Consider the following 12,296-nt stretch of genomic DNA (forward strand, 5'->3'; position numbering starts at 1 on the left):
GAGAAAGAACCTTTCCGCTTGCAGTATGATCCGAGTATTCGCCGGAACTAATTGCGGTGTCCATTTACCGCGAATTGCTGCGGCACTGGCCTGGTTAGTTCCAGTCATCGAAGCAAATCAGGTTGGCTGTCTACCGTTTCGGCCTATATTGGCAATTCATAGTAGAGAACAGCATGCTCAATGCTAATCTTTCAGACTTTCGAGCATACCAACAGATCGTGCCCGTCTCCGTCGTTCTGTTTTCGGTGATCAGTTGCAGTAATCCGCCCAGAGCAGTGCGCCATTGATTTAATAGGACAGGCAGTCTCGATCACACGTCTATTAAAGATGCCAGTGGATGGCCGGTCGAAAATGCTCAATTCCTTACGCGCGGCTGTCTCCAAGGGAGGTGTCCTGAATTCGGAGGGATGCGAAATGCTGAATCGAGCGTCCATTTTGCAGCGCTCGTTGCATTGGGGCAGCACCTTGCTAATCGAGCAAGCAGGGTTGCCGACGGCTATTGTCGTTACGATCGTGATGCTGATCTGCTTTTGCCCCGCACGCGCAGGGCCGGCCGAGGAAGCCAATGCGCTCAACCAAGAAGCGCTTCAATATTCGCAACGCGGAGACTACAAGCATGCGGAGGAGGCGCTCAGGCGCGCGCTTTCGATCGTCGAGAAGGCGGTCGGCCCGGACGACGTCAATGTTGCACAAGGCCTGATTAATCTTGCGATCCTGTTCTACAATTTGGGTCGGTACGCCGATGCCGAACCGCTTTTCAAGCGCGCGCTCGCGATCCGGGAAAAAGCGCTCGGTTCCGATCGTCCCGAGGTCGCGGAGATCGCCAACGACCTTGCGATCGTTCATCTGAAGCAAGGCCACTATGCTGAAGCCGAATCGCTGCACAAACGGGCCTTGGCGATTCGCGAAAAGGCGCTCGGCCCCAATCACGTCAATGTCGCCCAGAGCCTCAGCAATCTTGCGAATATCTATGGGGACCTAGGCAACTACCGGCTTGCGGAAACCCTCGACCAGCGAGCCTTGGCAATCGTCGAAAAGGCTCTCGGCCCCAACCATGCCGATGTCGGCACCAGCCTCAACAATCTTGCGCTCATCTACAAGCACCAAGGCCGTTATGCCGATGCCGAACCGCTTTTGAAGCGTGCTCTGGCAATCCGAGAGCAGGCGCTGGGGCCGGACCATAAAAGTGTGGCCACCACCCTTGATAACCTGGCCGAGCTGTCCTTCATCGGCGGGCGCTATGCCGCCGCAGAAGCGATGTTCAGGCGTTCGTTGACGATTCGCGAGAAACTGCTCGGCACGGAGCATGTCGATGTCGCCTTGAGTTACGAGAATCTTGCCGCCATTTACGTCGAGCAAGGCCGCTTTAATGAGTCCGTGGCTTTCCTGCAGCGGGCCCTGGCGATTCGGGAGAAAGCGCTCGGCCCCAACCATATGCTCGTCGCCAGAAGCGTCGATAATCTCGCTAACCTTTACCACAGACAGGGCCGCTACGCGGAGGCCGAACCGCTTTTCAAGCAAGCGCTCGCGATCCGCGAGAGAGCGCTGGGCGCCAACCATGTCGATGTCGCCTTTAGCCTCTCCAATCTCGCAAATCTGTACGAAACAGAAGGCCGGCAAACCGATGCCGAACCGCTGCTCAGGCGCGCGCTGGCGATCCGCGAAAAGACACTCGGCCCTGATCATACCGAGGTCGCTAGAAACCTCAGTAGTCTCGGCTTTCTATACGAAAGCCAAGGTCGCTATTCCGAGGCGGAGCAGCTTACGAAGCGGGCTCTGACGATTCGGGAGAAAGCGCTTGGCCCTGACCATGTCGAGGTTGCCAGAAGCCTCGACAGTCTTTCCGTGGCCTACATGGCGCAAGGCCGCTATGACGAAGCCCTCGCGGCGTCGCGCCGTGCGGTTGCCATTCTGACGAAGCGCAGTGAGGAGACCTCCGAAGGATCCGACCCTGGCGGCGTCGAGCAAAAATCGCAACGGCTGTCGTTCGTGCGTTTGGTTCACTTGCTGACCCGGCTCTCCGCAACTTCAAGCGACAACAGCGCGATCATCGACGAAGCGTTTCGCACCGCGCAAAATGCCGGCGGAATCGAGACCGCCCGCGCGCTCGCCGGCATGTCCGCGCGTTACGCGGCAGGTTCAGACGCGCTCGCCAGGCTTGTGCGGGAGCGCCAGGATTTGTTCGGCCGCTGGCGATCCCTCGATGCAGCCTTGGTGACGGCAATGTCGCAGCCTCCAGAGAAGCGCAATCCCGCGGCTGAAGAAGCTTTGCGGAAGGAGGAGACCGATATTGATGCAAGGGTGGCGGCGGACGATCAGAAGCTGCGCGCCGAATTTCCACGTTTTGCGGAACTCGCTTCCGCGCGGCCGGTTGGAGTGGCGGATGTTCAGAACGTCCTTGAACCAAACGAAGCGCTCGTCGTCTGGATGCTTGCCAATCCGGATAGCTTCCTGTTCGTCGTCCGCCACGATCGCGCGCAGCTGTTTCGGTTGGGCATTGCTGCGGCGCAGGTGGCGGAGGTCGTTCGATCTCTGCGCGGTTCGCTCGACCTTGCCGGTCGCACGCTGATCGATCTTGAGCCGCTCGATATCGCCAAGGCCCACGATCTTTACAACCATCTGCTCGGTCCGGCGGACAGTCTCATTAAGGATGCCGAACACCTCATCGTCGTCGCCGATGGCCCGTTGCAGAGCTTGCCGCCAGCGCTGTTGGTGTCGGCGCCTCCCGCGGGTGCCATCGAGAAGTTTTCCGACTACAAGTCGGTCGCCTGGCTCATTCGACGACACGCCCTAAGTGTGCTGCCGGCCGTTTCCTCGCTGGTGTCGCTACGTCGTGTCGCGGACACGCGCCGCGCCAAAATCGCCTTTGCCGGCTTTGGCGACCCGAACTTCAACGGTGATAGCGGTGCGATGCGGGGGGTCAAGCTGACGAATCTGTTGCGCGGAGGAGACGCTGCGGCCGAAGGCCTTCATTCGCTGCCGCGGTTGCGAGAGACAGCAGATGAGTTGCGCGCTGAAGCGGCTGCGCTAGGTGCGCCAGCTTCGGCCATCCATTTGGGCGCAGAGGCCAGTGTGACCACGGTGAAGCGCACTAACCTTGCCAGCACTCGCGTGGTTGCCTTTGCTACCCATGGGCTGATTGCCGGCGAGTTGCCGAAACTGGCTGAGCCGGCCTTGGCATTGTCACCGCCGGCTCATCCGACCACAGATGACGATGGGCTTCTGCGCGCGTCGCAGGTCTCGCAATTGAAGCTCGACGCCGAGTTTGTGATTCTCTCGGCTTGCAACACGGCGGCCCCTGACGGGACCCCCGGCGCCGAGGGGTTATCCGGGCTTGCCAAAGCATTCTTCTATGCGGGCGCTCGCTCGCTCCTGGTGTCGCACTGGCCGGTGGATTCGGCCGCCGCTGTCAAAGTGACGACGGGAGCTTTCCGCGCGCTCACGGTCGATCGTTCGATCGGCCGCGCTGAGGCGCTACGGCGTTCGATGATCGCAATGATCGACAACGCCCCGGAGAATTCCTACGATGCCCATCCGCTTGCATGGGCACCCTTCGTTCTTGCCGGAGAAGGCGGCCGAGGCAGATAGTGAATAGGGACACTGTTCGGCGCTTGCAGGGAAGGTGGCAACGCAAGCGTCCTCGAATGGACGTCAAGGTCGAAAAGTCGATCACGCACTGGTCGCCATCTCCTGCATTGCTCAGGTGAAGAGCGCCAGTTCCGCCTCCGTAGCTGCCAAATAGGTCAACTGGTCTGGCGATCAGTATCGACAACCGGCTCGTGGCAGACGGCGGAATTGCGTTGAGAGCCAAGCGCAGCCGAATTGCCCTCAGTTGCAGCTTCGGGGGAGTCCTCGTCGTCCCGACGGTTGTCACGGTGCGTGGCAGCCCAGGACGCTACGGAACCGAGAATCTGAAACACCGAGAACAGAACGGCGGCGATGACCTGAGCGGTCATCAACGTCGGATCGTTGGTGAGTTGGGTAAACAAGCCCACCGCCAGGATTTCTGGCTCAAGACCGACTCCGGGCCGAACCAGCGCGATACTCTTCGCTTCCGTCGTCAATCGTACGTCAAGCCCGAACGAGTTGGCGGCGTCTGGCATCGCGAAGCCAACCCATGGCTTGCGGCGCTCTACAGGCCCGCCAAGCGTCACCCGCGAGCCGGGGGGTACCGTAATAGACGTCGTGTTGGCCGGATAGATTCGCGGTTCGGTGTTGAGGAAGGGGATCTGGATTGTGCGGGCGAAAATATCGATGGTTCCGTCAAGCAATGTCCCAAAGCTGGGTCGCTCGCCTTGGTTCAAGGGCCTGATCTCCGATCCGATATCCGCGAAGCCATATACCGGCAACCGCGTAACGGGCGTGCCGGCGCAGGCCGCCGCCGGTTTCGAATCGTCGTCCGAACTCTTCGGTGCCACCAGCCTGACCCACGACGCCTTTTGCAGCGCTTCCGGAACAGCCCCCTTCGTCACCTCGAATTTTCCAACGGGATTGCCATCGTCGCGGCGCAGTTCGACTGCGACTGGATCGGCGCCGAAGCGCTCATATGTGATTTTTGTGCCCGGTTCGGGCGTTACCAGACCCTCGAGGCACAGAGCGCGTGTTGTCGTCTTGGATTTGATGATGCGCTCGCCGCTGCCGAAGCCCAGATCAGTCGTCGCCGCCTCATAGGAAAGCGCATAGCCATGTAGTTGCAACCGTGCCATCTCCGGCACGACCACCGTAAAGCTCATGGATTCGACGGTCGCCGTTAGAACCGCAATCGATGGCACCGAAGGCATGAAATAGAGAACGACAATGCAACCCGCAACGATTGGCACGAAGGCGGCAATTCTGAAAAGCAAAATGAAGCGACTTGCCTTCAATGCCACGGGTATCCGTGTCGGGCGCGCTTGTTCATTTTTCAGTCGCTCCAATGCCGTAAAGGGTAAGCCCATGGGTGTGTACGGCGATCTCGCCGGTGGAGGCTGTTTCGCCGACTGAGAGCTGGTATGCCCCGGACGCCAGTCCCGGCGGGAGCTCGATCCGGCATTCCTGGGCAAAGCCCACGCGGACTTCTCCCGCGACCGGCGTGCAAACGACAGGCTGTGTTACAGCCTTGTTGTTCCGTCCCAATTGAACCCGCAATCTTGTATTTCCGCCATTCATCAGCACCACAAGATGGCCACTCGGCGAGGCACCGAGGTCAACCGCAAACAGGTTTGCATCCTTTTGATCATCGCAAGAAGCCGAACTGCGGGCGGCGATCGCAATGTCGGATGACTTGTAGCTCGCGAGTTGTTTTTCATAGTTTGTCTTAGTCTCGAGCAGCGGCGCCTTCGCGACGTCTGGCCCCAGCTTATAACGTGCCTGTGCAGCATAGCGACCGTCTCGGGAAATCAATCGCACGCACAACATCCCCTGCTCGGCACCGACCGCACCCAGCAGCACGCGGATACCTTTCGGGTTGAAGTTGATCGCTTGACCTTCAAGATGCACGCCAACGATCGAAGCGCCGACAAGTGCACCGCGCGCCGAAATAGGCGGCACGTCTAGCAGCATTTCCCGAAATGCGCCGGCTCCGGCCAGTGGCAGGAGCGCACTTTGTGCCTTGATATCAGAAACACCTGTGAGCGAAATGATCAGGGCGCCAAGGATTATGGGTGCTGCTTTGCCACTATTGATATGGCTGAAGCACGATCTGAGAGGCCACATGTTCGCCTCCGTTCTGCTTGCGATTCCATTAACTTCCCAACCATTTGGGGCATTGTCAACGCAATAGATCGGGGTATCTCGGCGATCGTTGAAGCCATGCGGAGATTGATCAAGCCTTGCGAATTGGGAGCGAATGCAAGAAATCGCCGCGGCACTATTCGCCGGCGAATGGCCGGCGAGATGGCACTTGCGATTCAATTTCTGATGCGCGGCAGGCGCGATTACCAAGAAGGCCGCTCGAACTTCAAAAAATAGAGCCGGTCCTCCGTGAAGTCTTTTGATCGCGCGTCGGTTTAAGCGTATTATTGAATCCTGACGACGCAGCAAAGCATCTGCAACAGGTCACGCAGGAGTCGTTCGAACCAGCGCAGCAGCAAGGTGTCGACCACCACCCGTTCCACGGCCTTGATTTGCCGCGCGCCGGTCCGATACCCCACCGCCAGGCTGTCTTGCAGCAACGCCGCGAGTTGCTCCTCGCCCAGCCGCCGGTGCTGTTCGGAGTGCAATTTTGACTCCCTGAGCCGGGGGAAAAATTTGAACGCCGACTGACAGCTGGAGCTTCATTGAGCCAGATCAATAATCGTTGCGGAAGTAGCCTTAATTGAAACCTCTACAGTTGACTTCTTGGGGGGGCCCCGATGCAGAACCATATGAGTTTGACGAAAACGAAGTTGTCGATACCGATGCTCGTGCTCATTTTAGTTGGTTCGTTATTCCAGGCTAATCTCGCCGCCGCAGACACAATTATCAAGAATGCGGATGGTTCTTCAGTTGAAACCAGGTCAGATGGAACAAAGATCATCAAGAATGCGGATGGATCTTCGGTTGAAACCAGGTCAGATGGAACAAAGATCATCAAGAATGCAAATGGATCTTCGGTTGAGACCAGGTCAGACGGAACAAAGATCATCAAGAATGCAAATGGATCTTCAGTTGAGACCATGTCGGATGGAACAAAGATCGTCAAGAATGCGAATGGATCTTCAATTGAGACCAGGTCGGACGGAACAAAGATCGTAAGAAATGCAAATGGGTCTTCGATCGAGACCAGGTCGGACAAAACAGAGATCATCAAAAATGCAGATGGATCTTCGATTGAGACCAGGCCGGACGGAACTGAGATCGTAAAAAATGCGGATGGATCTTCAGTCCAGACTAATCCGGATGGATCAAGGATTATAACAAATCCTGATGGCACAAAATTTGTTGAAAAGGCCAAGAAGCCTTAAGGGCACGCCTCGACGCTGCGGCGCCCAGCCGGAAAGTTCGGCTCGGCCATCATGGCGTCCAGGAATGTTGCGGTCACCGTGCGCTCCAAGTAGTAGCGGGACTTCGATCGATGTTCAGACGCAGGCAGAAGGATTCGGCTATGTCATCGTCGATTCTCAGAATTAGCATTGGTGCGTTGACCGCAGCTGTCTGCCTGCTTGGTGCGAGTGGCGCCGGAGCCGAAATCATCTTCTGCAACAGTTTCGGGCATGTCGTTAACGTCGCTATCGCCTACCCGCAGAGCGACGGTTCGTTCATTTCACGCGGCTGGTTGAGTCTGTCGGACGGTGCATGCGCCCCGTTCGATACCGCCATTCACGTCAAGACCTTCTACTTCCGCGGCGAAAGCGTTCAATATCGCGGTACGGACGGCCACATGAAGCGAGTCTATTGGGGCAAGGGCGATAAATTTGCGATGTGGGAAAAAGACAACTATCAATATTACAATGCCCGGCAGCGCGTCTACAACTCGACGCTGATGGAATTTACGCAAGGACCGATATCCGGCGGCGATGATGTTTCGGCGAAGGTGATCTTCACGCCGGACAGCGCGATAATCGAGATCGCGACCTCACCTGCAGCGCAATAATCGGGTATTGCGCGCATCGCCAGCGTCGTTGCAATGGGCAATAGCAGCGCATTGATGCGAATTTAGCGTAACTCGTCCCGCGTCAATGCAGTCAAAGGTCCGAGGCAACACGAAATCCGGTATACTTGTTACGGGTCTCAGGATAGGTCCATTCGCGGAAGGCCGATCGCAAACTGCTTTGATCGCTGCCCCAAGAGCCGCCGCGGTAGACCCGCATGATGCGGCGTCCGGACTCATTCCCGACGACATACGCCGATCCGTCGGACGGCGCCAATTTGTAATTGACCTGATCGCAGTCCTCGACCCACTCGTGGACGTTTCCAGTCAACTGATAGAGGCCCCAGGGGTTGGGTGCAAAGGAATCCACCGGCACCGTCTTTCCGTGATCGAAATCGTCAAAATTGGCCTGCGTCTTCGAGATCGAATCACCGGTCCAGAACAGTGACGATGTTCCCGCGCGCGTCAAATATTCACGCTCGGCCTCGCTCAGCAGACGGTAGGGCTTGCCGGTCGTTTTCGTAAGCCATGCCACGTAGAGCTTGGCGTCATCCCAGGCGACGTTGATCACCGGCCGGCGGCCACGGCCCCAGCCCTCGTCCGGGGGCCGGATGAAATTGCAGCCCTTATCGGCGACGCAGGCGTCCCATTCCTCGAAGGTTACCGAAAAGCGGCCGACTGCGAAGGGTTTGGCGATGGTCACTTGATGCGTCGGACCTGCAACATTATTGCCGGAGTATCCCGGCTCGTCCGGCGCACCCATCGTGAAACTGCCTGAAGGCACCACGACCATTTCCGGGCAGGTCGCGCAATCCCTGAATCTGTCATTGGGTTTGGGCTGTTTGGGTCTCTGCACGATAGCCGCTCCGGCCGGCTTCGCCGAACCCGAATTGGCCGCCGTCACTGTGCCGAAGGACAGCGTCCTTGCGGCCCGGAAACTTACGGCAGTGACGCGGGCGCTGGCGAACATTACCCGGCTGGCCGAACGGATGTATTGTGGATCGACATACCACGCGCCTCCGCGAAGGACGTGGGCGCCGCAATCGCTGCTCATCCACGCCGAACCGTCCGTTGGCGCGCCGATATAGTCATTGTGGTGGCAATCCTGCACCCATTGGTAAATGTTGCCGACCATGTCGTACAAACCAAACGCATTGGCGGCGAAAGAACCACCCACGCTCGGCAGCCTGTTGTCCCACGCGCTACCGCAGCCGTTGCAGTTGGCATTGTTCTTGCCGACCTCATCGCCCCATGGATAGGCGGCCTCGTTGCCGGCACGCGCCGCGTATTCGAATTCAGCCTCGGAGAGCAGCCGATAGACCTTTTCGGTCTTTCGGGACAGCCACGCTAGATAAGCGTTGGCGTCCTCCCACGACACCAGGTCCACAGGGGCCACACTATTGGTGCGAGCATAGCCAAGGCACCCGTGGTCATCCACGCACCTGTTCCACTCGGCGAGCGTCACAGTAACCTTGCCCACTGCCAACGGGTGGGCGATTGTCACGCTGTGCTGCGGGCCTTCATTGGCGAGGCGTCCCTTTTCATCGCTCGGCGATCCCATCACAAACGATCCGGCCGGCACCGCCACCATTGTGGGGCATCCATAACATTCCTGGAATTGATCCCCCAGCTTGAGGGCGCGCTCGGCGTCCGGCGACAGCGGTGTTTGCGAGAAGGCTGCGCTCGCCATCATTCCTGCGAGCAGGATTAGAAGCAATTTCGACACCAAGAGCATTCGATGAAGCATGGCTCACTCGCCTTCCATATTCAGAACGGTAACGGCCCTACGGCCGTGGCCGCCTAACCCTCGCGCCTGCAAACTACAGGCCCAAAGCAGTTCAACGTTCTTGATGCAAATCAATGCAGTTTTGGGCGGCGGTCATCTTCAAGAAAATGGGATCATGTTGTAGCAAGACATCGCAGGTGACGACATGTCTTGGGAGTCATGATGGTGACCCGTGACCCCGAAGTCGTCATCCTGACCATCATCAATTACCGGAACCGCGTCCAAGCGAAGTCGCGGACTTACTGGGTTCGCCGCGGCGGCGTGCTCGTGCAACCGACGGTCGGACAGTTAAGCCCGAAACCTCGTTCGTCAAACTGGCAGGCGACGAGGGACTCGCCGCGATAGGGCAGGCCATAACAAGCCTTGTCGGCCTTGCACGCCTCGGCGTTCAGATGCCGCGTGCAGCGGTCGCTTGGCCTTTCGACGCACCAGTCATCGAGCTTCATGCCGCATGGTTCTGCGGCAGCAGCGGCCTGCGTCGTGAGAAGCAAGACAGCGATGACTGAGGTGGGACGCATGCTGGAGTGACCATTCCGATATTTGGTGGAGCGATACTAGTGCAATTGGATAATCTCCATGCCTGCAAAAATGGCGTCGCACTCTTTGCCGTTATCGGCATTCGCAAATAAGCCGATGCTCCATTGGACCAGCATCATCGTCGCTAGGATTGTGCGTCTCACGATCATACACAGGTCCCTCGCGCACCTTAGTGGCGCGAGTAGAGCGGCGATCGCCCCTCCGGCATTTGATTCAACGCAAAGTCGCGCTGGGCTAAAGCCGCCCAGTCTAGCGGTTCGACATCACCGACCGTATCCACGCGTCGAAGGCCGCTACATCGGTATAGGCGGATGGCGCGTTTGCGGAGCCGCAGTCGATGGTATCGCCGCCAATGCCGAAGCTGACGATGCCGACCTGCAGGAAGCTGCCGTCCGAAGTGGTCTCGAACAGCGGGCCGCCGCTATCGCCGGGGCAGTTACCAGGATCGATGGTGAGCGGGATTCGTTCGATGGCCAGTTGAAGATTGTCTGGAAGCCAGATTTCCCGAACATATTCCGGGCCCCTGCCGAACATGGTGCCAATCAGGCCGGAGCCGACTGGATCGCCGAACATATCAACCAAACTGCTCGCGCATAGCGTTCCGGCCGGTACGACATGCGGTGTACGGGTCATGACCACGTTCATCAACTCGCGCACCTGCTGATGACTGAGCCCGAACGAAGAGAATTTGTTTTGCAGATTCTCCAGACGGGGCAATGTCCATCGAACTTCGCAAAACTGGCGTTTGGAGACTCGAAGGTCGATCACCTGAAGCATCTCGGCCACATGAGCGTTCGTCTTGGTCGGACTGGTTACGCCCCAGCCGGCGACTTTCACCTCCCTGTGGATGTTCCTGAGCAAGGCGCCCGCGCCCGCCGGTGAGAGCGGGTCATTGTTCGGAGCGAGATCTTCATACCGCCTCGGGTCCGTGGAAAGTTTGATCGGGGATATTTTGAGGGCCGCACTCGGCGGTCGCGCCATGTGAACCAATGCAATGTCATTGTCCAACAGGTCGTTGAAGCCCGGATGCACCCAGAATTGGCTCGCCACGATATTGTCACCATCCCAACGCTTGTCGGAGCCGACAAACAGACGCACGTCGTTTGGGCTCGTGACCCCTTTCAGGCAATGCGCCGCGGTGAGCACCCAGTCCTGCGCGATGAGGGATCCACCGCACAGATACGTCGATCCGGCTTTTTGAATGTGCATCGAAACCATGAACGGATAGGCGCGGGGCGGCGCTGTCCTGCCGCCGAAAATGGCGCTGGCCTCCGTCACGGTCGCTAGGGCAATCATGCCGGCGAGACCTACGGCGCATATCGCGCTCTTCATTTCCTTCAGCATATCGATTCCCTTGCTGCCCCCACGGGCCGTCCTCCCGGGAGAGGCGAATTTTTGACGGCAAACGTCAGTGATCGGACACCACCGCCGCGATCCAGTCCGCATAGGCACCGACACTCACGTAATAGGGCGGGTACGCCACACTGTCGCAATGCTGTCCTTCGTATCCGAACGGGAAACTCACGATACCCAATTGCACGGCGGAGCCGTCCGGATTCGTGCCGATCAGCGGACCGCCGGCATCGGTTGTGCACGGCCCGGGGCGAGCCATGCCGCGCGAATTGAGGCTGCCCCTCGAGATCATTTCCTGCGTGAGCGCCGAGACTGCACCTCCGGTACAAAGCGAGTGGGGTGGGATCAGCGGTGGAACTGCCGCAGCCACCCGGCGAAAAAGTTCGCCTTCCGTTTCCGGACTTATGCGGAGCTCGCGCAGAGCCTTGCTGACGTCTGTCCAGCGCGCCGTCAGGGCGCTCTCATCGAACGGGCACGCCATCACTTTCCAACGCAGCTGGAGTTCGACGGCCCGAAGGTCAGGAGATGAAGCGCTCCCGGCATAGTCCATTGGACCCCAGCCGATAGCCTTGACCGGCCGCGTACTTGAACTGTCCTCGAGCCTGGGATCGGTCGAGAACTTCAACGGAGTGGAGGCAACCGCCAGATCCGCGCGCGGCGGACGCGGTAAGCGGATGAGGGCGATGTCATTCTCGCCCCGAACTCGATCATATTGCGGATGGACGAAGAATTGGGCTGGCCGAATTCGGTCACCATTGGCGAAGTCATTAGAACCCAGATAGAGATCGATTTCTTCCGGAGTCTGCTGCCGCAGACGGAAGTAGACACAATTCGCGGCCGTCAGTACCCATTGGGGTGCGATCAGAGTACCGCCGCAGAAATGAAATTCGCTCTCCTGGCCAACTGGCGCCGCATGTTCGATCAGCGAAACCATAAACGGATAGGTCTGCAGAGGAGCACTTTCGCCGCCGATGATGGCCGCCGCATGCGACATCAACGCCATTGTCAGGGCGACGGGAATTGCCAGCCATTTTGCAACAAATCGCGCTGCATGTGCCATGACGCTGCGTT

General features: G+C 58.5%; 10 protein-coding genes. 3 read left to right on the plus strand and 7 right to left on the minus strand.

The window, feature by feature from the left end; translation table 11 throughout:
• The first annotated feature begins 414 nt into the window (after nt 1-414).
• Nucleotides 415-3,588 carry a CHAT domain-containing tetratricopeptide repeat protein gene (locus tag HXX15_RS19590; RefSeq protein WP_296518075.1) on the plus strand — a complete coding sequence of 1,058 codons (3,174 nt, stop codon included), beginning with the start codon at nt 415-417 and terminating at the stop codon, nt 3,586-3,588.
• A 155-nt stretch (nt 3,589-3,743) separates the two neighbouring features.
• Here the strand turns inward: HXX15_RS19590 and HXX15_RS19595 are convergent, their stop codons facing one another.
• The 3 genes from HXX15_RS19595 to HXX15_RS19605 are packed head-to-tail and all read right to left on the minus strand — an operon-like array spanning nt 3,744 to nt 6,200.
• The gene (locus HXX15_RS19595; protein WP_296518077.1) at nt 3,744-4,871 is read right to left on the minus strand and encodes a hypothetical protein; all 1,128 of its coding nucleotides are present in this window, start codon (nt 4,869-4,871) and stop codon (nt 3,744-3,746) included.
• Between the two features lie 25 nt (nt 4,872-4,896).
• On the minus strand, nt 4,897-6,021 hold the full coding sequence (locus HXX15_RS19600) for a hypothetical protein (RefSeq protein WP_296518079.1): 1,125 nt from the start codon (nt 6,019-6,021) through the stop codon (nt 4,897-4,899).
• Nucleotides 5,997-6,200, minus strand: a complete 204-nt coding sequence (locus tag HXX15_RS19605; RefSeq protein ID WP_296518236.1) for a hypothetical protein — start codon at nt 6,198-6,200, stop codon at nt 5,997-5,999. The genes HXX15_RS19600 and HXX15_RS19605 overlap by 25 nt, the downstream gene beginning before the upstream one ends.
• Before the next feature lie 177 nt (nt 6,201-6,377).
• On the opposite strand from HXX15_RS19605, the gene HXX15_RS19610 reads away from it, so the two are divergent.
• Both HXX15_RS19610 and HXX15_RS19615 read left to right on the plus strand, forming a co-directional pair.
• A complete protein-coding gene (locus tag HXX15_RS19610; protein WP_296518081.1) occupies nt 6,378-6,923 on the plus strand; it encodes a hypothetical protein in 546 nt (181 codons plus the stop codon).
• 140 nt (nt 6,924-7,063) lie between these two features.
• Nucleotides 7,064-7,552 carry a DUF1036 domain-containing protein gene (locus HXX15_RS19615; protein WP_296518083.1) on the plus strand — a complete coding sequence of 163 codons (489 nt, stop codon included), beginning with the start codon at nt 7,064-7,066 and terminating at the stop codon, nt 7,550-7,552.
• A 91-nt stretch (nt 7,553-7,643) separates the two neighbouring features.
• Here the strand turns inward: HXX15_RS19615 and HXX15_RS19620 are convergent, their stop codons facing one another.
• From HXX15_RS19620 to HXX15_RS19635, 4 genes are all read right to left on the minus strand, one after another.
• Nucleotides 7,644-9,296 carry a formylglycine-generating enzyme family protein gene (locus tag HXX15_RS19620; RefSeq protein ID WP_296518085.1) on the minus strand — a complete coding sequence of 551 codons (1,653 nt, stop codon included), beginning with the start codon at nt 9,294-9,296 and terminating at the stop codon, nt 7,644-7,646.
• 278 nt (nt 9,297-9,574) lie between these two features.
• A complete protein-coding gene (locus tag HXX15_RS19625) occupies nt 9,575-9,781 on the minus strand; it encodes a hypothetical protein (protein ID WP_296518086.1) in 207 nt (68 codons plus the stop codon).
• 340 nt (nt 9,782-10,121) lie between these two features.
• On the minus strand, nt 10,122-11,216 hold the full coding sequence (locus tag HXX15_RS19630; RefSeq protein ID WP_296518088.1) for a serine protease: 1,095 nt from the start codon (nt 11,214-11,216) through the stop codon (nt 10,122-10,124).
• A gap of 64 nt (nt 11,217-11,280) precedes the next feature.
• Nucleotides 11,281-12,285, minus strand: coding sequence for a serine protease (locus tag HXX15_RS19635; RefSeq protein WP_296518090.1), 1,005 nt, complete (start codon nt 12,283-12,285; stop codon nt 11,281-11,283).
• Nucleotides 12,286-12,296 lie beyond the last annotated feature (11 nt).

The sequence above is a fragment of the Rhodopseudomonas sp. genome, from assembly GCF_013377015.1.
GTDB lineage: Bacteria > Pseudomonadota > Alphaproteobacteria > Rhizobiales > Xanthobacteraceae > JARJEH01.

What these genes read in the sequence shown, in the direction of transcription:
- HXX15_RS19630 (WP_296518088.1), bottom strand. Translation starts at nt 11,216, where the DNA reads ATGCTGAAGGAAATGAAGAGCGCGATATGCGCCGTAGGTCTCGCCGGC.
- HXX15_RS19590 (WP_296518075.1), top strand. Translation starts at nt 415, where the DNA reads ATGCTGAATCGAGCGTCCATTTTGCAGCGCTCGTTGCATTGGGGCAGC.
- HXX15_RS19625 (WP_296518086.1), bottom strand. Translation starts at nt 9,781, where the DNA reads ATGAAGCTCGATGACTGGTGCGTCGAAAGGCCAAGCGACCGCTGCACG.
- HXX15_RS19610 (WP_296518081.1), top strand. Translation starts at nt 6,378, where the DNA reads ATGCTCGTGCTCATTTTAGTTGGTTCGTTATTCCAGGCTAATCTCGCC.
- HXX15_RS19635 (WP_296518090.1), bottom strand. Translation starts at nt 12,285, where the DNA reads ATGGCACATGCAGCGCGATTTGTTGCAAAATGGCTGGCAATTCCCGTC.
- HXX15_RS19620 (WP_296518085.1), bottom strand. Translation starts at nt 9,296, where the DNA reads ATGCTTCATCGAATGCTCTTGGTGTCGAAATTGCTTCTAATCCTGCTC.
- HXX15_RS19615 (WP_296518083.1), top strand. Translation starts at nt 7,064, where the DNA reads ATGTCATCGTCGATTCTCAGAATTAGCATTGGTGCGTTGACCGCAGCT.